General features: G+C 66.1%; 24 protein-coding genes. 10 read left to right on the top strand and 14 right to left on the bottom strand.

The genetic code is table 11. The features are described 5' to 3' along the window. The first annotated feature begins 3 nt into the window (after positions 1 to 3). On the top strand, positions 4 to 687 hold the full coding sequence (locus SARO_RS02815; RefSeq protein ID WP_011444225.1) for a glutathione S-transferase family protein: 684 nt from the start codon (positions 4 to 6) through the stop codon (positions 685 to 687). Here the strand turns inward: SARO_RS02815 and SARO_RS02810 are convergent, their stop codons facing one another. After that, the gene (locus SARO_RS02810; RefSeq protein WP_011444224.1) at positions 688 to 1,131 is read right to left on the bottom strand and encodes a DUF983 domain-containing protein; all 444 of its coding nucleotides are present in this window, start codon (positions 1,129 to 1,131) and stop codon (positions 688 to 690) included. 109 nt (positions 1,132 to 1,240) lie between these two features. On the opposite strand from SARO_RS02810, the gene SARO_RS02805 reads away from it, so the two are divergent. Genes SARO_RS02805 through SARO_RS02795 form a run of 3 tightly spaced genes read left to right on the top strand, consistent with a single transcriptional unit; the run spans position 1,241 to position 3,364 of the window. Next, positions 1,241 to 1,918 carry a hypothetical protein gene (locus tag SARO_RS02805; protein ID WP_011444223.1) on the top strand — a complete coding sequence of 226 codons (678 nt, stop codon included), beginning with the start codon at positions 1,241 to 1,243 and terminating at the stop codon, positions 1,916 to 1,918. A 44-nt stretch (positions 1,919 to 1,962) separates the two neighbouring features. After that, positions 1,963 to 2,574, top strand: coding sequence for a lysophospholipid acyltransferase family protein (locus SARO_RS02800; RefSeq protein WP_011444222.1), 612 nt, complete (start codon positions 1,963 to 1,965; stop codon positions 2,572 to 2,574). After that, complete coding sequence (locus SARO_RS02795) at positions 2,567 to 3,364, top strand: DUF1295 domain-containing protein (RefSeq protein WP_011444221.1); 798 nt, start codon at positions 2,567 to 2,569, stop codon at positions 3,362 to 3,364. Before SARO_RS02800 ends, SARO_RS02795 begins: the two co-directional genes overlap by 8 nt. Before the next feature lie 18 nt (positions 3,365 to 3,382). On the opposite strand, the gene SARO_RS02790 is transcribed toward SARO_RS02795, so the two are convergent. Continuing rightward, positions 3,383 to 5,134, bottom strand: coding sequence for a bifunctional metallophosphatase/5'-nucleotidase (locus tag SARO_RS02790; protein WP_011444220.1), 1,752 nt, complete (start codon positions 5,132 to 5,134; stop codon positions 3,383 to 3,385). 171 nt (positions 5,135 to 5,305) lie between these two features. On the opposite strand from SARO_RS02790, the gene SARO_RS02785 reads away from it, so the two are divergent. Further along, a complete protein-coding gene (locus SARO_RS02785) occupies positions 5,306 to 5,941 on the top strand; it encodes a TetR/AcrR family transcriptional regulator (RefSeq protein ID WP_011444219.1) in 636 nt (211 codons plus the stop codon). A gap of 6 nt (positions 5,942 to 5,947) precedes the next feature. Here SARO_RS02785 and SARO_RS02780 read toward each other — a convergent pair whose 3' ends face one another. Beyond that, entirely contained in the window at positions 5,948 to 6,379 is a 432-nt protein-coding gene (locus tag SARO_RS02780) for a thermonuclease family protein (RefSeq protein ID WP_011444218.1), read from the bottom strand. Positions 6,380 to 6,488: 109 nt separating this feature from the next. Between SARO_RS02780 and SARO_RS02775 the strand changes: the two genes are divergently transcribed. Next, on the top strand, positions 6,489 to 6,668 hold the full coding sequence (locus SARO_RS02775; RefSeq protein ID WP_041550013.1) for a hypothetical protein: 180 nt from the start codon (positions 6,489 to 6,491) through the stop codon (positions 6,666 to 6,668). Between the two features lie 16 nt (positions 6,669 to 6,684). Then, entirely contained in the window at positions 6,685 to 7,017 is a 333-nt protein-coding gene (locus SARO_RS02770) for a hypothetical protein (protein WP_041550011.1), read from the top strand. 262 nt (positions 7,018 to 7,279) lie between these two features. On the opposite strand, the gene SARO_RS02765 is transcribed toward SARO_RS02770, so the two are convergent. The 5 genes from SARO_RS02765 to gluQRS all read right to left on the bottom strand — a co-directional run bounded on the left by SARO_RS02765 (position 7,280) and on the right by gluQRS (position 10,299). Then, a complete protein-coding gene (locus tag SARO_RS02765; RefSeq protein ID WP_011444216.1) occupies positions 7,280 to 7,642 on the bottom strand; it encodes a hypothetical protein in 363 nt (120 codons plus the stop codon). 58 nt (positions 7,643 to 7,700) lie between these two features. Further along, positions 7,701 to 8,573, bottom strand: coding sequence for a 3-hydroxyacyl-CoA dehydrogenase NAD-binding domain-containing protein (locus SARO_RS02760; protein ID WP_011444215.1), 873 nt, complete (start codon positions 8,571 to 8,573; stop codon positions 7,701 to 7,703). 73 nt (positions 8,574 to 8,646) lie between these two features. Beyond that, positions 8,647 to 9,207, bottom strand: coding sequence for a cob(I)yrinic acid a,c-diamide adenosyltransferase (locus tag SARO_RS02755; protein WP_011444214.1), 561 nt, complete (start codon positions 9,205 to 9,207; stop codon positions 8,647 to 8,649). 19 nt (positions 9,208 to 9,226) lie between these two features. After that, entirely contained in the window at positions 9,227 to 9,457 is a 231-nt protein-coding gene (locus tag SARO_RS02750) for an HIG1 domain-containing protein (RefSeq protein WP_011444213.1), read from the bottom strand. Then, on the bottom strand, positions 9,454 to 10,299 hold the full coding sequence (gene gluQRS / locus SARO_RS02745; protein WP_011444212.1) for a tRNA glutamyl-Q(34) synthetase GluQRS: 846 nt from the start codon (positions 10,297 to 10,299) through the stop codon (positions 9,454 to 9,456). The genes SARO_RS02750 and gluQRS overlap by 4 nt, the downstream gene beginning before the upstream one ends. Before the next feature lie 423 nt (positions 10,300 to 10,722). Between gluQRS and guaA the strand changes: the two genes are divergently transcribed. Then, the gene (guaA, locus tag SARO_RS02740; protein WP_041550006.1) at positions 10,723 to 12,282 is read left to right on the top strand and encodes a glutamine-hydrolyzing GMP synthase; all 1,560 of its coding nucleotides are present in this window, start codon (positions 10,723 to 10,725) and stop codon (positions 12,280 to 12,282) included. Beyond that, complete coding sequence (locus SARO_RS02735) at positions 12,273 to 12,698, top strand: GNAT family acetyltransferase (RefSeq protein ID WP_011444210.1); 426 nt, start codon at positions 12,273 to 12,275, stop codon at positions 12,696 to 12,698. The genes guaA and SARO_RS02735 overlap by 10 nt, the downstream gene beginning before the upstream one ends. Before the next feature lie 7 nt (positions 12,699 to 12,705). On the opposite strand, the gene SARO_RS02730 is transcribed toward SARO_RS02735, so the two are convergent. From SARO_RS02730 to SARO_RS02720, 3 genes are read right to left on the bottom strand one after another with little or no spacing between them, the layout of a single operon-like run. Then, positions 12,706 to 13,197 (bottom strand): asparaginase domain-containing protein, encoded by a 492-nt coding sequence (locus tag SARO_RS02730; protein ID WP_011444209.1) that lies wholly within the window; start codon positions 13,195 to 13,197, stop codon positions 12,706 to 12,708. A gap of 54 nt (positions 13,198 to 13,251) precedes the next feature. Beyond that, entirely contained in the window at positions 13,252 to 14,028 is a 777-nt protein-coding gene (locus tag SARO_RS02725) for a hypothetical protein (protein ID WP_011444208.1), read from the bottom strand. Beyond that, entirely contained in the window at positions 14,028 to 14,675 is a 648-nt protein-coding gene (locus tag SARO_RS02720) for an RNA polymerase sigma factor (protein WP_011444207.1), read from the bottom strand. The genes SARO_RS02725 and SARO_RS02720 overlap by 1 nt, the downstream gene beginning before the upstream one ends. Positions 14,676 to 14,972: 297 nt before the next feature. Here SARO_RS02720 and SARO_RS02715 point away from each other — a divergent pair, with 297 nt between their 5' ends. Continuing rightward, entirely contained in the window at positions 14,973 to 18,149 is a 3,177-nt protein-coding gene (locus tag SARO_RS02715) for an autotransporter domain-containing protein (RefSeq protein ID WP_011444206.1), read from the top strand. Positions 18,150 to 18,165: 16 nt separating this feature from the next. On the opposite strand, the gene galK is transcribed toward SARO_RS02715, so the two are convergent. From galK to SARO_RS02700, 3 genes are all read right to left on the bottom strand, one after another. Beyond that, positions 18,166 to 19,308 carry a galactokinase gene (galK, locus tag SARO_RS02710; RefSeq protein ID WP_011444205.1) on the bottom strand — a complete coding sequence of 381 codons (1,143 nt, stop codon included), beginning with the start codon at positions 19,306 to 19,308 and terminating at the stop codon, positions 18,166 to 18,168. Beyond that, positions 19,305 to 20,330 carry a UDP-glucose--hexose-1-phosphate uridylyltransferase gene (locus SARO_RS02705; protein ID WP_011444204.1) on the bottom strand — a complete coding sequence of 342 codons (1,026 nt, stop codon included), beginning with the start codon at positions 20,328 to 20,330 and terminating at the stop codon, positions 19,305 to 19,307. The genes galK and SARO_RS02705 overlap by 4 nt, the downstream gene beginning before the upstream one ends. Before the next feature lie 81 nt (positions 20,331 to 20,411). Next, the gene (locus tag SARO_RS02700) at positions 20,412 to 21,731 is read right to left on the bottom strand and encodes a family 1 glycosylhydrolase (RefSeq protein WP_011444203.1); all 1,320 of its coding nucleotides are present in this window, start codon (positions 21,729 to 21,731) and stop codon (positions 20,412 to 20,414) included. Positions 21,732 to 21,803 lie beyond the last annotated feature (72 nt).

Below are 21,803 nucleotides of genomic sequence, written 5' to 3'. Positions count from 1 at the left end.
CGCGTGAGCTACGTCCTCGTCACGGCGAACCGCAATTATTCGAGCTGGTCGCTGCGCCCGTGGGTGCTGATGAAGGCGCTCGGCATTCCTTTCGAGGACCGCGTCGAGCCCTTCACCCGGCCGGTCAACTACGACGAGTTCCGCGCCTTCTCGCCGACCGGCCAGGTACCAGTGCTGATCGACGGGACGCGCACGGTGTGGGACTCGCTCGGCATTGCGCTCTACCTGGCCGAACGCCACGGCGGGGTCTGGCCGCAGGACGAGGAGGCGCGGGCCTTTGCGTTCTGCGCGGTGGCCGAGATGCACGGCGGCTTTTCGGCGCTGCGCAACGACTGCACGATGAACGTCGGCGTGCGGGTGAAGCCGCGCCCGATGCGGCCGGCGCTGGTGCGCGACATTGCCCGCGTGCGCGAGATCTTCGAGGAAGGACTAGCCCGGTTCGGCGGCCCCTGGCTGGCGGGCGACAACTTTACCGCGCTCGACGCCTTCTTCGCCCCGGTCGCCTTCCGCATTCGCACCTACGGACTTGACGTCGGCAAGGGACAGGCATGGGTCGACCGCGTCCTCGCCCACCCCGCCATGCTGCAATGGGAGGCCGAGGCGCTGGAAGAAAGCTGGCGCGAGGAAGGCCACGAGGCCGAACTGGCGGAATGCGGCGAGATCGTCGCCGACTTCCGCAAGCGCTGATCAGCTCTCGGAAGGGCCCGGACCGTTCGCGCCATCCTTTTCGCGGGCGTTGAGCTTGGCCCACAGGTTCTCGGTCCCGGCCTCGACCGCCTTGTTCACGTATTGCGAGGCGACCAGCCAGCCCTTGAACGGGCGCAGCGTGGCAAGGCAGCCGATGGCAAGGATCGGCACCGAGGTCAGCACGTGGACCCACCACGGCGGCGCGTAGGCCACTTCCAGCCAGACCGCGATGAAGGTCAGCGGGAAGGCGGTGATGCACAGCGCGAAGAAGGCCGGGCCATCGTCGGCATTGGCGAAATCGTAGTCGAGCCCGCATTCGGGGCAGGTCTTCTGCAGCTTCAGCCAGCCCCGGAACATCGGCCCCTTGCCGCAGCGCGGGCAAAGCCCCTTCCAGCCGCACCTGAGGATCCAGTCGAACTTGGGGTTGTCGGTGAAGATGGCCATGCGGCATGTTCCTGTAAAGACTGCCTTCGTCCCATATGCCGCCACCGGCGCAAGGCAAGCCTTAACGGGCGCGGTGGAACGAAAGTCGCAGATGTGCGATCTTCATATCGTGCGAAGTCCCATTGACCTTTTCCGCCGCCGGTTCCTCGATGTGCTCGCATCGATCTACATCTACAACGAGCACCGGGGCTACACTTCGCTCGACCGCGTGCTGGAGGCGGTACGGGTGCGCTGCCCGGACGACCCGGACTTCATTGCCGCGATCGAGAAACACCGCGCGGACGAGCGCAAGCACTATGTCATGTTCCGGCGCTGGTTCGAATTGCAGGGACGCATGCCCCTGGCGGTCGACAGCACCTGCGGGCACATCGACCGCTTCATCCACAAGGTCTTCGGCTGTACCATCGACGAACTCGACACGCAGGGCGTGATCGACAGTCCCGAGGCCTTCGAGAGACTCTGCCGGGTCATCATGCTGACCGAACAGCGCGGAATGCGGCAGGTGGAAATCCTGCTGGAAAACCGTCACGTCCGTGCAGACAGGGCGATGAAGCGCATCTTCGAAGTGGTGGAAAGGGACGAGCCCGACCACTGGATGCCCTATGCCGCATGGCTCGACACACAGGGCCGCGCCAAGGCACGCTGGCGCGAGCGCTGGGCGGATTACTGGATCCACAAGTCGCTGATGCTGGTGAAGCTGCCCAGCCTGTTCTTCAACCCCGCCTCCCGCCGCATGGCCGCATGGCCCGACGCAGGCGAGGAGGCAGCCACCCCGATGGGCAGTTAGACAGCGCCCCGGTCCCGCGTTATCGTCGCTGCGGGGAGACGGATATGGCGGGGGCTATCGAGGATCGCAGGCCAAGCCTGCTTTCGCAGGCGGTACGCAAGGCGCTGGTCCTTTTCTACAGGATGCGCGGCTGGAAGGCGGTGGGCACCCCTCCCGAAGATGGTCGTTGCATCATCATCGCCGCGCCCCACACCTCGAACTGGGACTTTCTCTACTTCATCGGACTGACCGAAGACCTCGGCCTGCGCCCGCATTTCATGGCCAAGGACAGTCTGTTCCGCTGGCCGCTGGGCGGTTTCATGCGCGACATGGGCGGCGTTGCCATCGATCGTTCGGCCCGCCGCAACGTGGTCGACGCGATGGTGGCAGAATTCGCGCGCCGCGACCGCTTCATGTTGACCATCGCGCCCGAAGGCACGCGCGGCAAGGTGGGCGAATGGCGCACCGGCTTCTACCAGATCGCGCTGCGGGCCAAGGTCCCGATGTACGTCGGGCTGATGGACTATGGCACCAAGACCGGGGGCCTTGGTCCGGCGATCTGGCCAACCGGAGATTACGATGCCGACATGGCGCGGATCTTCGAGGTCTATCGATCGGTCACGCCCAAGCACCCGGAACGCGGGCTGACGAAGCTGCCGGAGAAAGCTGATGGCTGAAGCGCTTCTGGTGAACCTGGTGGTTCTCGTGCTGGGCATGCTGGCGCTGTGGCGCGTGGCGGTGCGCATCGACGATGTCAGCTTCATCGACGCCGTCTGGGGCGGCGGCATGGGGGTGCTTGCGCTGGTGTCCTGGCTTCACGTTCCGGGCGGACCGGGAGTGCGGGCGCACCTCATCGCCGCCATGGCCGCGATCTGGGCGGCCCGGCTGGCCTGGCATCTCTACACCCGCTGGCGCGCCAATGGAGAGGACCCACGCTATGCGCGCATCCTCGGCAAGGCGCGGGCGCGCGGACAATACGGTTCGGCAGCGCTCAAGGTCGTGTTCGCACCGCAGGCCGTGCTGTTGTTCCTGACCTGCCTGCCCGCGCAACTGGGCGTTCTGGCAAGCACGGCCCCCGCACCACTCGGCCCGCTTGCCGTGGCGGGTGCGGCGGTATGGCTCGTCGGCATCCTGTTCGAAGCTGTCGGCGATGAGCAGCTCAAGCGCTTCCTTGCCGATCCCGCCAGCAAGGGCAAAGTGCTGGACACCGGCCTTTGGCGCTTCACCCGCCACCCCAACTATTTCGGCGATGCCTGCGTGTGGTGGGGCATCTGGCTTGCCGCAGCGGACGCGGGCCTGTGGGTGGCGCTGGCGAGCCTTGTCGGCCCGGTGTTCCTCACGTTCACCCTCACCCGCTGGTCGGGCAAACCCCTGCTGGAAAGGGGCATGGCGGAACGGCGGCCAGGCTATGCCGAGTATGTCCGCCGGACGTCGGGGTTCGTGCCCTGGTGGCCGAAAAGCGGTTAGGCCGGCGCAAGGACCATCTTACCCCTTTACCACCAGCGCCCGCACCTCCTGCGGCACGTTGCGCACCGGCACGGCCTTGATCCAGCTTTCCAGCGCATCGATGTCGGTCGGGCCGGTTACCGTGTCGGGCTTTCCGACGAAGCCCGAGAACCCGTCGCCGCCGAGGCCGAGGAAGCCGTTGACGGTCACGCGGTAGGTCCTCGTCATGTCGAGCGGCTGGCCATCCAGCGTGATCGAAACGATGCGGTCGCCCGAGGTGCGCGCCGGGTCGTAGCGGAACTCGAAGCCCGTTGACGGGGCGAGCGCCTGCCTGGGCCCGTTGTCGTCGAGGCCTTCTTCCAGCACCGCCTTGATCTCGGCTCCGGTCATGGTCTCGGTCACCACGTTGTTGCCGAAGGGCTGGCACAGGTAGATGTCGCCGAATGTGAGCGTGCCATCGGCGGCCGGGACCAACGGAGCGCGAATGCCGAAGGGGTTCATGAAGGCGATCTGAGCCCCGGCATCGCGCGTCGCGCCCAGTTGCGCGTCGGCGATCAGGTTGCCCAAGGGGCCGCCCGCGCCGCCTTCCGCGCCCTCGTTCTTGGGCGCGGCGCGGTCGATCCGGCCGACCGGGCGCTGGGTGTATTCCTTCGACGCCTCGACATACTTCGCTACATACGCGGCCACGTCGGCGCGCGGCTGGAACTGCGGGAAAAGCGGCGTGTTCGAAATGGGGCCGCGGGTCGCGGTGTAGGGCACCGATTGAACGATGACATTGCGCGCCTGCTTCGACACCACGCGCCCCGCCACCGGGTCGATCTTCAGGCTTATGTCGGTCACCAGCTCGCCAAATACCCCCGCGCTGGTCAGGAGGATCGGCTTGGCGGGGTTTAGCGCCGCGTAGTCGCAGACGTAGGCCCAGTGCGTGTGGCCCGAGACGACCACATCGACGCGCGTATCCAGCCGGTCGAGGATCGGGCGAATGTCTCCGGCAAAGTCGTTGCACCCCTGCGGATCCGGATTGCCCTTTGTGCGGCCACCCTCGTGGATCAGGACAACGATGGCGTCGGCGCCCTTTGCCTTGAGCACGGGAACGGCGGCGTTGATCGTGTCGGCCTCGTCCTCGAACGTCAGCCCCTTGATACCGGTCGGATTGACCAGATTCGGCGTACCCTTGAGCGTGAGCCCGATCACGCCGACAGTGACGGCGCGACGGCCGCTGCCGAATGTGCGCAGGCCCGTGGCCGGAAACAGCGTCGATCCATCGGCGCGGCGGGTGCTGGCGGCCAGATACCTGAACGTCGCGCCGGCAAAGGGTTCGAGCGCGCAGGGTTGCCTGGCGGTGAACTTCTCGCATCCGCCGTTCTGCATGCGCAGGAGTTCATCCTGCCCCCGGTCGAACTCGTGATTGCCGACCGCGTTGAAATCCACGCCGATGCGGTTCATCACGCCGATCGCCGGCTCGTCCAGATAGAGCGAGGAGGCAAGTTGCGAGGCGGAGATCATGTCGCCGGCCGATACCGTCAGCGAATGAGGATGCGCCGCCCGAACTGAATCCACCGCCGAGGCAAGCCATGCCGCGCCGCCCGCCGGCACGGGCAGGATGTTGCCTGCGGCATCGGTCACGTTGACCGATTGGCGGGGCGGCTCGAGCGCGCCATGGAAGTCGTTTATCGCAACGATGCCGACTTCGACCGGCTCTCCATGCCCGCCTTCCGCCATCGGCGCGGCGCAAGCCCCGAGGCAGCCGGAGAGGAGCAATGCAAGGGCGGGACGAAAGCGCGAGATCATCAGGCGGGCGACCTTTTCGTAACGAGCGTAACCGGTTGAGTGGCCCCTACCCGAACACGGTTGCAGACAGAAGGCAGGGATCGCATCTTTTCCTTCAGCGTCGGTCATTGTTTCCACGCGGTCTCGCTCCTACAATGCGTTTATCCCAGGTTCAGGAAGCGCGACAACGACATGGCTTCATCCGGCACCGAACACGACGCCATGCGGGCCCGGCTCGTCGACGTGGCGCAGGCCATCGTCGAGGAGCGCGGCGGCGCCGGTCTCACCTTGTCCGAACTGGCGGCGCGGGCGGGCATCTCGCAGGCCAACCTCTCGCGCTATTTCGAAACGCGCGAGGACCTGATGGAGGCGATCGCCGACTACTGGTTCCACCCCATGGTCGAGATCATGGAGGACGTCCTTGCCAGCGACCTGCCGCCACGGCGCAAGATGTACGAGTTCTTCGCCCGCCGTTTCGTGGTGATGCGGCGCAAGTGGGAGGCCGACCCGGTAAAGCTGCAGACCTATATCGAGGTCGGCAACGACTACTTCGAGCAGGTCCGCAGCTACATCGACCTGGCCGACCACTACCTTGGCGAGATCATCGGCGAAGCGATGAGCGACGGGGCCTTCAGCGGCCTCGAAGTGGACGAGACGATCAGCCTGGTGAACCAGATGTGCGCGCCCTACTGCGCGCTCAACACCATGACCACGTTCATGGAACGGTTGAGCGAAGACAAGCTGGCGCGGATCGTCGATGCCGTGTTCGACGGGCTTTCCGCGCAGGATCGCGGGGCCAGGTCGCTCACCGGTCTGCGCGCAGCCTGAGGCGCGTCACGCACACCAGTCGCTGCGGCGGCCCTTCCAGTACTCGGCAAGGCCCTCGGCCTCGAGGATCGCGCCCAGGCTCTTGCCCTGCCGGGTGACGACGCGCAGCGCGCGCCCGAACCGATCCGTTTCGCGGCCCCGCACTTCCAGCGTGAACGGCCCGTCGTTCAGCAACTGGGTAAGTCGCCGGGTAGCCCGCGCGCCGAGCACTGCTTCGGCGGCGCAGGATGGCCCGGAGGTTTCGGGCGTGTTTATGTCGGCCATGCGGATCTTGGCGCCTTCGTACCAGAAGGTGTCGCCATCGACGACGCATGTGATCCTCTTGCCCACGCCGCACTGGGCAAAGCTGGCGCGTTCCGGATCGACGGCCCCGGCGTGAGAGATGCCCGGCTGGAGGGAGAGCAGGGCGAGCGAAAGTACGGGAAGGAGCGTCTTCATGTATCCGGGCCTGTGCCACCCCGGGCTGCAGGGCTATCCGCAGTCGCGCGATCAGGAGCGATGCTCAGTGGTAACCCTGAGATAACTTCTTGATGGGATAAGAGGTTCCATGTTCGGCCCGCGCATCTCGACGGTTTTCGCCAGCCGGTGGCGCGCGCTCTGGTGGGGCGCGTCCATCCTGATCTTCGCGTGGTCGGTGGTGCCGAACCCGGACGAACAACCGGTCGACCAGAAACCGAAGCCCGCACATGTCGATCCATGGGCGGTCAAGAAGGCAACGCAGCCATGACGCGAAGGAAACGCCCATGACATCGCCATCCTCGCGCAACCGCATAGCGGCGTGGGTCTTCGGCGCCAGCGTTCTGCTGACTGCGGCGCTCATCGCCAGCCAGGTCGCCAGCGAAGACAAGGTCGCCCCCGAGCCGAGCGCGACCGCCGAAGCCGCCGCCGGGCCTGTGTTCGACGAATGGGCGAAGGACGCGCCCGATCCCGACGAGGGCAAGGGCAAGCTGATCGGCCATGTCGAGCGCGACGGGCAGATGATCGAGGTCCGGCAGTTGCCACCGGACCAGGACCCCGACGCCGCGGACGATCCGGCGCTGGTCGAACCGGGCTCTGCGGACCAGCCCTCGCCCTAGGCCGTAAACTCATAAAGGGCGCCATCGAGGTTTGAGGCAAAACGGCCAGGTGCAAGGAAGGAGGGCGCAGGAATATGTCGATATTTCAAGCCCGACTGACGCGGCAGATGGCCGTTTTGGTCAAATCCCGAAGGGACGCCGGAATGGCTTCCATCTCGAACCGAAACGCCCTTGCAGGGGCAACCAGCCCCTGCGGCGGACCTTTCGGCCCGATATGTTCGCCATTTCGGCGCCTCGATGGTGCCCTTTATGAGTTTACGGCCTAGATCGGCTCGTCGTCTTCCAGATCCTCGGCGGTGTAAGCGCCGCGCGGCGTTTCGTCGTCGATGCCGGCTTCGCCGTACATCCCTTCCTCGTCGTCGTCGCTGCGTTCGCCCCGGTAGGCGCTCATGTCGATGCGGCCGCTGCTGACCATCCGGCGCATGTGGTCGACCAGGTCCGGCGCGCTGCCTCCTTCGTCGGCCTGCCCCGAAACGCGCTCGCCCAGGTCCTGCTCGCCAAGGACGCTGGTGGCGCGGCCGAGCGCTTCCTCGGCGACGGTCTGGGCCTGCGCGTCCGCGTCCTGCTGTTCGAGGTTCACGGCCTCGGGGGCACTGGCGGGATCGGGTCGTTCGGGGTCGTTCACGGCGTGTCTCCTTGTAAGGAGACTACGCCGCTACACGCCTGCCGTTCCTTGATCCGCCTCAACGAGTGGGAACAGGCACCTCGCCCGAGTAATCGTAAAAGCCACGGCCGGTCTTGCGGCCGAGCCAGCCCGCCTCGACGTACTTCTGCAGCAGCGGGGCCGGGCGGTACTTCGGGTCGCCGGTCGAGGCGAGGTAGATCTTCATGATCTCGAGCAGGGTATCGAGCCCGATGAAGTCCGCCAGTTCGAGCGGGCCCATCGGATGGTTGAGGCCCAGCTTGACGCCTTTGTCGATATCCACGATCGACCCGGTGCCGCTGCCCAGCACGAAGGCCGCCTCGTTGATGAACGGCACGAAGATGCGGTTGACGATGAAGCCGGGCTCGTCCTGCGAAAGCACGATTTCCTTGCCGATGTTCGCCACGTAATCACGCACCGCTTCGATCGTCGGGACCGACGTCGCAAGACCAGGGATCACCTCGACCAGCTTCATCAGCGGAACCGGGTTGAAGAAGTGGATGCCGATGAAGCGCTCCGGATCGGGCGAGGAGACGGCCATGCGGGTGATCGGGATCGAAGACGTGTTCGACGCCATGATCGCATGGGCGGCCAAGTGCCTGCCTGCCGATTCGAAGATCTTGTGCTTGATGTCCTCGCGCTCGGTCGCGGCCTCGATGACGAGGTCGGCCTCGGCCAGCGCGGCATGATCGGAGAAGGTGTGAAGGTTGGCGACCGTCGACGCGGCGAGCGTGGCATCGACCTTGCCCTTCTCGACCAGCTTGGAAAGACCCTTGGCGATCTTGTCCCTGGCCTTGTCCGCCAGCTCGATCGAGACGTCGCCGAGCAGGACCTTCATGCCCGCCTGCGCCGAAACCTGCGCAATGCCCGAACCCATCTGGCCCGCGCCGATGACAGCTACCGTCTTGATCATGGTGAACTTCCCTCGCCGATATGTTGAATCGGGAGGGTGCCTAGCGGGCGCGGAAACCCAAGTCCACCTGCCCCTAGCGAGAGGCGCCGGGCACCCATAGCGGGTCGCCACCGGCGTTGGTCGCCCGTGCCAGGACGAACAGGTAGTCGGACAACCGGTTGAGGTAGGCGAGCGCCTGCGCGTTCACTGGCTCGACCGAGGCAAGCGCGACCGCGCTGCGTTCGGCACGGCGCACCACGGCGCGCGCCACATGGACCCGCGCCGCGACTTCGGAGCCACCGGGCAGGATGAAGCTGGTCAGCGGAGGCAGCGCTTCGTTGAGGGCGTCTATCGCCGTCTCGAGCCACGCGACCTGGGACGGCACCACACGCAGCACCATCTCGGAAGGGGCGAAGTCCTCTCCCGGCGTGGCAAGGTCCGCGCCAAGATCGAACAGGTCGTTCTGGATACGCTGCAAGTCGCGAGCAGTCGCGACCGGGGATGCCACGGCAGCAAGGCCGATCAGGCTGTTGGCCTCGTCCACATCGCCGATGGCCTGCATGCGCGCATCGTGCTTGGCACGGCGCGAACCGTCGACAAGGCCGGTAGTGCCGTCATCACCGGTGCGTGTGTAGATCTTGTTGAGCTTCACCATTTCCGAGGATGCCCGCGCCTTAGCGCGAGAAGGCGAGCAGGATCGCCACCGTCACCACGGCGAGGCCCTGAAACTTGATGCGGTTGAACATCATCTTGTTCTGCAGCAACTGGTTGGCGGTGGCACCGGCTGCGGGATCGCGATTGAGATCTTCCCGGGTGCTGTGCAGAAACGCGATGATCCCGCGCACGAGCGACACGACCGTCATGACGGTGAAGATGATGATCAGCGGGATCAGGACGTAGTTCATGCGCTCTGATCTATGGTGTCGGACAACGAAATACCAGTGTCAAATAGGGTAGCGCGCACCTCGGCGGCGACCGCGCGCCCGTCCTCTCCGGCACGGCGCCGGTCGGCAAGGGCCGGCGCATCGCGGCGCTTGGCGAGCTTGCGCCCGTCGGCTTCCACCAGCACCGGGTGGTGGTACCAGACCGGGACCGGCAGGCCCAGAAGGTGCTGGAGCAGGCGGTGGACGTGGGTCGCACGAAACAGGTCCACCCCGCGCGTCACGTGGGTGATGCCATCGGTCGCGTCGTCGAGCGTTGCCGCAAGATGATAGCTGGCCGGTGCGTCCTTGCGCCAGAGCACGACGTCGCCGAACATTTCAGGCCGGGCCTGCTGCACGCCGTGGCGCTCGTCCGTCCATTCCAGCGGTCCGGCGATCAACGTGGCCTGTTCCATGTCGAGCCGCCAGGCGACGTCGGGACCCGGAACGGGCCCGCGGCGCAGGCAGGTGCCGGGATAGAGCGGGCCATCCGGGCCCTGCGCGACGGCGGCGGCGGCAATCTCGGCACGGGTGCAGGTGCAAGGGTAGAGGATGCCCATCGCCCGCAGCTCGTTCGCGGCGGTGCGGTAGGAGGCGATGCGCTGGGACTGGGGGGCAACCTCGCGGTAGTCGAGGCGGAGCCATTGCAGGTCGGCACGAAATTCGTCTGCCAGGTCGGGGCGGGAGCGCGCCCCGTCTATGTCCTCGATGCGCAGCAGAAATTCGCCATTGTCACGCTTCGCACGGTCATGGGCGACGATTGCGGAATATGCATGCCCCAGATGGAGCGGGCCGTTGGGGCTGGGAGCGAAGCGGGTGACGGTCATCCCGCAGATGACTAGCGCGGGCGCGCTCCGGGTTGAAGCCCGTCAGAAGGTGTGGTCAGCAGATGAACAAAACGGCTGCCCCGCCGGGGCAGCCGCTTTTGTCGTATAACGCATTCCAGCCGTGCTCAGGCGAGCGTGGCGGTGAACATCATGCTGCTGAGACCAGCGGCAAGGATGATCGGAAGCGCGATAGCTGTAATGGCGCGCATGGTGTACCTCCTGTTGTGGTTCACCTTGCAGGACATCCTCCCAGGTTCGTGTTCATCCGGCAGGGTGGGCTGGAAGCATCGGAACCGGGGGCGCAAATACGCTTATCGGCGTATGCTGCAAGTGCGAACAGGACACTTGCGGTTGCGTGTAATGCAACTGTCACATTTGTCGCTCCATCTGGACAGAAACGGCCAGTGTGCTTATCGGCCAGCCATGAGCATCCAGCCTTCAGAATCGATCCTGATCGTCGACTTCGGCAGCCAGGTTACCCAGCTAATCGCCCGCCGCGTGCGCGAGGCCGGGGTCTATTCCGAGATCGCGCCCTTCAGCCAGGCCGAGGCGGCGTTCCACCGGATGAAGCCGAAGGGCATCATCCTGTCGGGATCGCCCGCCAGCGTGCCCGCCGATGGCAGCCCGCGCGCACCTCAGGTGCTGTTCGACAGCGGCCTGCCGATCCTTGGCATCTGCTATGGCCAGCAGGTGATGAGCGAGCAGCTTGGCGGCAAGGTCGAGCCTGGCGATTCGGGCGAATTCGGCCGCGCCTTCCTGACCGTGACGGAACCCTGCGTACTGTTCGACGGCCTGTGGGCCGTGGGCGAACGCCACCAGGTATGGATGAGTCACGGCGACAAGGTGACGCAGTTCGCACCGGGCTTCCGCATCGTCGCCGTGTCCGACGGCGCGCCTTTTGCGGTGATCGCGAACGATGAGAAGAAGTACTACGGAACCCAGTTCCACCCCGAAGTGGTGCACACGCCGGACGGTGGCAAGCTGATCGCCAATTTCGTGCGCCATGTCTGCGGTTGCGCCGGCGACTGGTCGATGGCCGAGTTCCGCCGCACCAAGATCGCCGAGATCCGCGAGCAGGTGGGCGACAGCCGGGTGATCTGCGGTCTTTCGGGCGGCGTCGATTCCGCCGTGGCGGCAGTGCTGATCCACGAGGCGATCGGCGACCAGCTCACCTGCGTCTTCGTCGACCACGGCCTGATGCGCATGGGCGAGGCCGAGCAGGTCGTCAGCCTTTTCCGCAACCATTACAACATCCCGCTCGTCCACAAGGACGTGTCGGCCCTGTTCCTTGGCGGCCTCGCCGGGGTTACCGACCCCGAGGCCAAGCGCAAGTTCATCGGCAAGACCTTCATCGACGTGTTCGAGGCCGAGGCCAGGCAGGTCGGCGGCGCGGACTTCCTTGCGCAGGGCACGCTCTATCCGGACGTGATCGAATCGGTATCGTTCACCGGCGGGCCTTCGGTCACGATCAAGAGCCACCACAACGTCGGCGGCCTGCCCGAGCGCATGAACATGAAGCTGGTCGAGCCGCTTCGCGAGCTGTTCAAGGACGAAGTCCGCGCGCTGGGCCGCGAGCTTGGCCTGCCCGAGATCTTCGTTGGTCGCCACCCCTTCCCCGGCCCGGGCCTTGCCATCCGCATCCCCGGCGAAGTGACGAAGGAGCGCTGCGACATCCTGCGCAAGGCCGACGCGATCTATCTCGAGGAGATCCGCAACGCGGGCCTTTATGACGCGATCTGGCAGGCCTTTGCCGTGCTGCTTCCGGTCAAGACCGTGGGCGTTATGGGCGACGGGCGCACTTATGACAGTGTCTGCGCACTGCGCGCGGTGACCAGCACCGACGGCATGACCGCCGACATCTATCCGTTCGACGCAGGCTTCCTGAGCCGCGTGGCGACGCGCATCGTCAACGAGGTCAAGGGCATCAACCGCGTGGTCTACGACTACACCTCGAAGCCGCCGGGCACGATCGAGTGGGAGTAACGATCCGCGCTGCCGACCCGGCCGACCGTGAAGCCACGGTCGCGCTGTGGGAAGCTGCCGGACTGACGCGGCCGTGGAACGACCCACGCGCCGATTTCGACCTCGCGCTGTCGACGCCGACATCGGTCGTCCTGCTGGCCGAAGCGGGCCGAGACCTGCACGGCAGCGTCATGGTCGGCTTCGACGGCCATCGCGGCTGGGTCTACTACCTGGCCACCTCGCCCGACCGGCGCGGGCAGGGCATCGGGCGCCAATTGATGCTGGCCGCCGAAGACTGGCTGAAGGCGCATGGCTCGCCCAAGATCCAGCTCATGGTGCGCGGCGACAATCTGGCCGCGCGAGGGTTCTACGATGCGCTCGGCTATGAGGTTCAGGACGTGGTGACCATCGGCAAGCGGTTCGCGCCGAATCCTTAGAATCCGCCTAAACCGCCACGAACTTTCCGGCAGCGCGGTCCTTGCGGACCTTCAGACCGTCGAAAACCTGCCCGCTCATAGCGATCCATATGCCGGGCGCGGCGACCTGTGCGGTGGCAAAGGCCATGCCGAGGTTGAAGGGGGCGTCGGTCTCGGCAAAGCGCGCGGGTGAAAGGGCGCCGGTGAGGACGATGGTCTTGCCCTCGATCGGCGCGAGCGCCTTGGCCGTGTCGGTCATCGTATCGGTGCCGTGGGTGATGACGATGTGCGTCTCGGGCGCCTCGCGCACGGCGGCGGCGATCAGCGCGCGGTCGGCGTCGGTCAGTTCGAGACTGTCCTTGCGCATCAGTTCGACGATGCGGAACGGCAGAGCGACGCGTGCTTCGGCAATGAGCGCGGGAATGCCGCTCTCGACGATCTGGTACTCGCTGAGCGCGTCGAAATAGGCCTTGTCGATGGTGCCGCCGGTGGTCAGCACGAGAATGGGTTGATGCTGCATCGGATGCCTCGAGCGCGCCGTCCGCCCCCGAGGGGTTAAGCGGACGCGGATTGGTCAGGGATGGCCGCCGGGGGGCGGAGGCGGCGGCATCGTTCCCGTGGTCTGGCTGGGAAGCGGCTGGCCGCCCGGTAGCGCACCGCCGGGAGCGCCACCGGCAAAGCCCCAGCCCTGCTGCGGCGCAGGCGGACCCATCAGGCCGCCGTGCGGGACGACGCGCGGCGCGGCGCCAGGTTCATCGCGTGGACCGGCAGGGTCGGCGGCGGTCCGCTGGCCAGAAGTGGCGAGCTGGACTTCGGGCGTCGCCGCCTCGGGCCGGACCGGAGCCTCTGGCGCGGCGACGGGCGCGGGCGAGGATGCCTTTACCCCGGTAGCGGTCGGGACCGCCTGGCGCGGGGCGGCGGCGAGGCGCTCTGCCGGAGGGGCAGTGGGGCCGGAAACACTTGCTGGCGCAGGCGCCGCGACGAGAGCGGGTGCCTGTGCCGGACCTGTCGGTGCGCCGGACTGCGGGGATGGCTGGCCGACGAGCGCGATCGCGGCAATGCCGGCAGCAATTGCGCCGAGACCGGCGATAGCGAAACGCCCGATGCGGCGCGGCTGCTGCGGCAACGGCGCTGCCGGGGCCAGGCGGATCACTTCGGCCTCGGTTACCGGCGCTGCCTCGACAACTTCGGGCTCCGGCAGCGGATCGGCGGGGATCTGCGGCAGAGCGGTCGCCCTCGTCACGATACGGGCGGCAAGGCCGGCGGGCATGGACGGGGTGGCGGCGCGTGCCAAGGCTGCGTCGAGCGCGGCTTCCTGGAGGGCGGGCGAGCGGGGGACAGCGCGGGCCATCAGGCCTGCGCCTCGAGATCGCCGGTCGATATGTCGCGTGCCTCGAGAAGCCCGCGCATCTGCCGACGCGCCCTGAACAGAAGCGATTCCATGGCCTTGATATTGAGATCAAGGACCTCTGCCGCAAGGGCATTCGTGAATCCCTCGTAATAACAGAGCACGAGGGCAGCGCGATAACGCTCCGGCAGGTCGGCCAGGGCATCGGCGACACCGCGCGCGGCCTGGTCGGCTTCTATGCGCCGGTCGGGCAGCGGGGAATCATCGGCAGGGTCAGGCAGCGTCTCGACCGTCACCACCCGGAAGCGGCGCTTGCGATCGAAGCACAGGTTCATGGTGACGCGGTGAAGCCATCCCACCAGACCTGCCCCGCTGGGCTTCCAGCGCGGTGCATTCTGCCAGAGTCGGGTGAAACAGTCCTGCACCACGTCCTCGGCTTCCGCTCCGTCCGAGAGCATGCGCATGGCAACGCGGTAGAGCGCAGGAGAATGGCGGTCGACAAGTACGGAGAACGCTTCGACCGAGCCGCGCGCGACTTCGCTCATCAGCGCGGCGTCGTGCAGCGCCTCGCGGTGAATGGGGTCGGCCGGGCACAGCAGGACGTCATCGCCTGCCACCGCCTCCGATCGTACGTCGCCGTAGAACGTCAAGGAAACCTGCCGTTTCGCACCTTGCTCCGCCGAGGAGCGGGAACTGACTGCCGAGTCCAAGGTGAACCGTAGATTTACGGAGCCGTCCTGGTTTCCGCCGGAACTTTTTTCGCAAGGGCGCGAAGGGCGGCGCCGAACCGCCCGTTAGCTGCGATGGAGGGCGAGAAGTGACGACCAGTCGCACCTGCTCTCCGACCTGTCGAACGATACTGCAGGACGCCCCTGCGGGTCGCACAACACCTGGCCCGCGCCGACCGCACCCCGGCGCGGGCCTTCTTTCCCGAACATGAGGGGCTTATGGACCGTCTGCGCACCACCACCATTCTATCGACCCTGGCAGGGACGCCCGTGGCGTTGGCGCTGCTGGTTCCGCAGGCAGCCAATGCCGCGACCAGCATCACCACCAGCCAGACCACGCCGGTCAAGACTTCCACCGCAGGCGACCTGACCATCGGCGACGACGGCAAGATCACGCTGGAAACGGGCGAGCCTGCGGTCACGATCGATTCCAACAACACCGTGACCATCGATTCGGGCGGCGCGATCAAGAACGTGGAAGGCGAGGATGGCGCCATCGGAATCGCCGTCGACGCGGGCAAGACCACGACGATCACCAATGACGGCACGATCACGATCACCGAGACCTTCACCGTCTCGGACGACGATTCAAACGGCATCGCCGACGGCCCGATTTCCTCGGCCAGCGACCGCTACGGCATTCTAGTGCGGTCGGGAAGCACGACGAAGGCGTCGATCGAGAACACCGGGACGATCACGGTCGAAGGCCTCAACTCGGGCGGCATCGTCGTGAAGTCGGACCTTGATGGCAGCATCGAGAATACCGGCACGATCAAGGTCCTGGGTGACAACGGCGTGGGCATCTCGACCCAGGGCGTGACCGGCGACGTGACCATCGAAGGCACCGTTGCGGTCGTCGGCAAGGGCGCGCAAGGCGTGGTACTGGGCGGCGACGTGGGTGGCACATTCCGCATCCAGGGCGCGATCGCGCAGTCATCGTCCTATACCACCGATGACGGCACCTCGCAGACCCTGTCGCGCACGGACTTGCGCACCGGAAAGGCCGCGGTCGAAGTCACCGGCAATGTCGCGGGCGGTATCCTGCTCGACGCGGCTCCCTACAACCGCGACAGCTCCAACACCGACGAGGACGGCGACGGCGTCGCCGACGCATCGGAGGAAACGGGTTCGATCGCCTCGGTCGGCAACAGCCCCGCCCTGCTGATCGGCGGCACCAGCGACATCACGATCGGCAAGGTCACCGGCAGGGACGGTGACTTTTCGCTCGCCATCGACGGCAACATCACCGCCAGTTCGGTCTACAGCAATACCAATGCCTATGCCGTGGTGATCGGTGGCCAGGGCGGTTCGGTGACGATGGCGAACGGCATCGGCGTGTCGGGCTCGGTCATCGCGACCACCGTCGACGAGACTGCGATCGCCGTGCTCATCAACGAGGGATCGACCGTCCCCACCCTGTCGAACAGCGGGACGATCAAGGCCAACATCAGCTCGCCGGGCGAAGGCGCGGCCTATGCCATCCAGGACAAGTCCGGCACCCTTACCACCATCGAGAACACCGGTTTCATCACCGTGACCGGATCGAGTACCGACGACATGCGGGCGATCGACGTCAGCGCGAACACGACCGGCGTGACGATCAAGCAGTACCTCAACGACCTCGACGAGCTGGCGCAGGAGAACGAGCAGGAGGAAGACGGCTACGACGCCAGCAATCCCACCATCTATGCCGCGATCACCGGCAACATCTACACCGGCAGCGGCAACGACGTACTCGATATCGCGACGGGGCGGATCTACGGCAACAGCTACCTCAATGCCGGTAACGACCAGGTCCTGCTGTCGGGCGACAGCGGCTACGAAGGCAAGATCTACTTCGGCAGCGGCACGGCGACGATGACCATGTCGGACACGGCATACTTCGTGGGCAACCTCGACCTCGCGGGCAACGCGGGCACGCTGACGATGTCAGATTCCTCGAGCTTTTCGGGCACGATCAGCAACGGTGCGAATCTCGACGTGACCGTGAACGGCGGCACGTTCGGCGCAAGCAGCGCGACGACGCTTTCGTTCGATACCCTGACGGTGAAATCCGGCGGCGCGCTCAACGTCTACATCGATGGCAGCGAAGGCACCGCCTCGCTGATCGACGTGAACACCGCGACATTCGCCAGCGGCTCAAAGGTCTCGGCGACGATCTCCTCGCTGGAGAATGCGGAAGGGTCCTACACCATCCTCAAGGCGGACTCGCTCGAGGGAACGCCGTCGTTCGATTCGACGACGACCGAATTGCCGGTGCTGTTCAACGGCGACGTCAGCGTGGTGGGCGAGACGCTGGTGCTCGACGTGACTCGCAAGACCGCAAGCGAACTCGGACTGACCGCGCCGCAATCGGCCGCCTACGAAGCGATCTATTCCCAGGCGGTCGCGATCGACGATCTCGGAACCAGCCTGTTGCAGGTGGAAGACGTTGCCGCGCTCCAGGAACAGTTCAACCAACTCTTGCCCGACTATGCCGGCGGCGTGTTCGACTTCGTCACCCGCAGCGGCCGGCTCGCCTCGCGGCACCTGATGGACGACAGTTCGCTGTTCGACATCAGCAACGCGGGCGGTTGGCTGGAGCCGATCTGGTTCCGGGGCAGCAAGGACGACACTGGCACGGCGGGCTTCAAGGTCAAGGGCTGGGGCATTTCCTCGGGCATCGAGCGGATCACTGGGATCGGCAACGTCGGCCTCTCGTTCGCCTATACCAAGGGCAGCATCTCCACCGGCAGCTACCAGAAGACCGACGCCAGCAACTACGAGCTTGGCGCATTCTGGCGCACCGGCACCGGACCGTTCTATGCCTATGCCAAGATCTCGGTAGGCCGCGTGTCACTGAATTCGACCCGCACCTTCACCGGCGAAGTGGACAGCGACAGCCTGTCCTACAGCGCCAATGGCCAGTGGAAGGGCTGGACCTTCGGTGGCCAGGGCGGCGCGTCCTACAAGCTGGCGCTGGGCGGCGGGCTCGCGCTCAAGCCGATGGCGCGCTTCGACTGGTACCGCCTGAACGAGAAGGGCTATACCGAAAGCGGCGACGACGAGATCTACCTCACCGTCGCCAAGCGCAACTCCAGCCTGCTCAGCGGCACCGGCAGCCTTACCGCTTCATGGAGCGCGGGCGAATCGACGCGCGAAAGCCGGCCGCTGACGGTCGAACTGGAAGGCGGCTATCGCTCGCGCCTGGCGGGCAAGCTGGGCACCACGGTCGCCAACTTCGAGGACGGCGACCAGTTCCGCCTCACGCCGGACGCGATGAAATCGGGCTGGACCACCGAAGCCCGCATCCTGGCCGGCGGTCTCGACTACACCTGGCAACTTGCCGGCGGCGCCGAGCAGATCCAGGGCAGCGTCGACTATTCGGTGCGCGGCTCGCTCAGCATCGCGTTCTGATCGGACGGGCGGGCGGTCAGCCGACCGGTCCCGCCCCATCCGAAGGAACCTCTATACAGATTTCAGGCACGTCTCCGGCAGGCGTCCGATACACGGCAAGGACCGCTTCGCGCACAGCCGCGACGCGGTCCTGTCGCATGAGGCCGACGACGGCGCCGCCAAAGCCGCCGCCCGTCTGCCGAGCGCCGCCGTCTTCGCCGATCGCTTCGTTCATCAGCGCTGCCAGCACGTCGGTATGGGGCACGGTGATGCCGAAGTCCCGACCCTGCGAGACATGGCTTTCGCGCATGAGCGCCCCCATCGCGACCAGATCGCCCGAGGCCAGCGCGCGGGCAGCCTCCCGCGTCCGGCGATTGTCGCCGCAGACATGGCGGGCGCGAAGGAAGGCAAGATCGTCAAGCCGCCCGCACGCCTCGTCGAGCATCCCCTCGTCGACGTCGCGCAGCGCCGGCACGCCGAGCGTCCGGGCGGCGCGTTCGCATTCCTGCCGGCGCTGGTTGTATTCGCCGTCCACCAATCCGCGCACCACGCCTGACTGCACGATCATCACCGCCACGTCGGCGGGCATGGCGATCTGCCTGAGCGCCAGGGTGCGGCAATCGATCAGCAGCGCGTGGCCGCGCGTCGTGGCAGCACTGGCAATCTGATCGAGATTGCCGCAGCGAACGCCGACGAAATCGCATTCCGCTCGCTGGGCAAGGAGCGCGAGGCTGACGGGGTCCATCCGTTCACCCGCTGCATCGAGCAGGACACGCGCGACGGCAACCTCGAGCGAGGCCGAGGATGACAGGCCGGTCCCCTTGGCAATCGATCCTGCGATCGCAAGCTGGCCCGGAGGGACGGAAATCCCCGCGCGGACGAGTTCGTCCACCACGCCGCGCACATAATCGCGCCAACCGCCGCCGGCCCTTTGCGGGGCCGCGCTGTCGAACGCGTCATCTTCGGCAAAGTCCAGAGCGGCCACCCTGAGCCCGGTTCCGCCCGGGCGGAAGGCCACGCGCGTTTCCTGGCCTATTGCCACGGGCATGGCGAAGCCGTCGTTGTAGTCGGTATGTTCGCCGATCAGGTTCACCCGGCCGGGCGCGCGCACGACAAGCTCCGGCTCTCCCCCGAACGCTTGCGCAAAGCCGGCAAGGAGCCGGTCATGCAGCGCGGTCACGCGTCGATCTCCAGCGCGCGCAGACGCGCGGCGGCGGTCTCCGGGGTGATGTCGCGCTGGCTTTCGCCGAACATCTCGAAGCCGACCATGAACTTGCGCACCGTGGCCGAGCGCAGCAGCGGCGGGTTGAAATGGGCATGAAGCCGCCAGGCAGCGGGATCGGAGCTGCCCGCCGGGCGCTGGTGCCAGCCCATGGAATAGGGAAAACTGGCGTTGAACAACGCGTCGTAGCGGCGCGTGACAGCACGCAGGATGGACGCGAGGGCATCACGCGAGGCATCCGAAAGCTCCTCGATCCGGCCAACGCCGTCGCGCGCGACCAGCAATATCTCGAAGGGCCATGTCGCCCACCAGGGCACGACCGCGAGCCAGTGCTCGTTCGCCTCGACCACGCGTTCGCCCGAGGCGAGTTCGCGTTCGGCGACTTCGTCAAGCAGCACGCGCCCGCGCGAGGCGTGCCACGCTGCCTGTTCCCGGTCCTCGTCCGCCACTTCGGTCGGGATGAAGTCGCTGGCCCAGATCTGGCCATGCGGGTGCGGGCTGGAACAGCCCATCATCGCGCCCTTGTTCTCGAAGATCTGGACATTGGCAAAATGCGCACCGAGCGTCTCGCTTTCCTGTGCCCAGCAATTGACCAGACTGCGGATGGCCGCGACATCCATGTCGGGCATCGTCTTCGAGTGATCGGGAGAATAGCAGATGACCCGAGCGGTCCCGCGCGCTTCGGCCACGCGGAAGACAGGATCGCCGCCTTCGGGCGCGGGATTGTCGGGCATGAGGGCGGGGAAATCGTTGTCGAAGGCGAAGGCGCCGGGATAGTCCGGGTTGCGCTCACCGCTTGTCCGGGCGTTTCCGGGGCAGAGATAGCAGCCGGGATCGTGAGACGGTCCTCCCGTTGGCGCGGGATCGCCAGTCTCGCCCTGCCACGGCCGCTTGGCGCGGTGCGGCGAGACAAGGACCCACTTTCCCGTAAGCAGGTTCTGGCGACGATGCGGGTGATCGTCTGTTGAAAAACGGGTCATCAGCCTCTCCGGATACGGCTTATTGCAATCGATTGCCGAAGGTTAGCACCAAGCTCGCCGCGCCGCACAGGTAATTCGAATTCACGCCGTCAGGGCATTGGCCCTGGCTATCGCGCCATAGACCCGTGCACTCGGTTTCGCCTTGCGCTCGAAGGTGACGGGATCGAAGGTGGCAAGGCCGAAACGGGGCTTGTAACCGAAGATCCATTCGAAGTTGTCGACCAGCGACCAATGGCAATAGCCGAGGACAGGCACGCCATCGTCCATCGCCTGCTTGAGCGCGCCGAGGGCTGGCGGAATGAGGGCAGCTCGCACCGCATCGTCATCGGTGCCGACGCCATGTTCGGAGACCAGCACCGGACGACCGGTCATGGCGTGCGCGTAACGAACCGCGCCGGCCAGCGATCCGGGCCAGATTTCCGTGCCCGACCAGTTGCGGGGGGCGTCCTGGGGCGCCGGCAACCGCCCCTTGTCACCCCACAGCGCGCGCTCGTAGTTCTGAACGCCGATGAAATCGTCCGCCTTCGCGACGTCCAGCCACGCGCCGTAGAGTTCGCTGCGAATGCGGTCACGGATCGAATTGCGACCGACGGCCTGGTCGTCGAGCATGGCGATGGATACGCCGACGGGCAAAGCGGGACGTACCGCCTTGATTGCGGCGCGGCCTGCCTTGTGTGCGGCCAGCAGTCCATGCTGCAGCGCCGGCAGATCCTCGAACGCGGCGACATTGGCGCAGACGAACTTTTCGACGCCAAGACGCCTGCCCGCCGTCTCGAGCGTCAGCTTCTGGATATCCCACACCGCCTGCGGCAGCATGGGCTTGAGGATCAGCAGGATGTTCGGCTCGTTCAGCGTGATCGCGGAATGGATCGCATCGCCGATGGCCTGGGTGACCTTCGTGCAATAGCGCGCGAACAGTTCCGCGCTTTCGGGATTGGTCCACCCGCCCTGCGCGCTGAACCAGCGCGGAGCGGTGAAATGGCTGTAGGTGACGATGGGGACCAGCCCGCGCGCGCGGCATCCATCTACGACACGGCGGTAATGGTCGAGCATCGCCTGGCTGAAGCGGCCCTTCTCCGGCTCGATCCGCGCCCACTCGACGCCGAACCGATAGGTGTTGAGGCCGATATCGCGCGCCAGGTCCAGATCGCGCTCCCACAGCAACAGGCTGTTGGCAGCATCGCCGGATGGCTCGGCAAAGACGGTCGGCTGCTGGTTTTCCAGAAACCACAGATCGGACGCGGTGTTGTTGCCCTCGATCTGGTGCGGAGCGGTCGACGCGCCCCAGAGGAAACCTTTCGGAAACACCGGATCGGGATGTCTCCGGGTTTTCACTCCGGCAAGAGCGGGAGTCGCGGCAAGGGCAACGCTCCCGGCGAGTACGGAACGACGATCGATCATGATTTCTCCCAATGCCTTTCGGGTGAACTTATGTCCGGCCGTCCATCGGGTAAAATAGCATCTTATGAGCGC

This window comes from Novosphingobium aromaticivorans DSM 12444, assembly GCF_000013325.1.
In the GTDB taxonomy this organism is placed as follows: Bacteria; Pseudomonadota; Alphaproteobacteria; order Sphingomonadales; family Sphingomonadaceae; genus Novosphingobium; species Novosphingobium aromaticivorans.
Note: the sequence above shows the minus strand (reverse complement) of the source record. Positions and strands in the feature narration are given on the sequence as shown.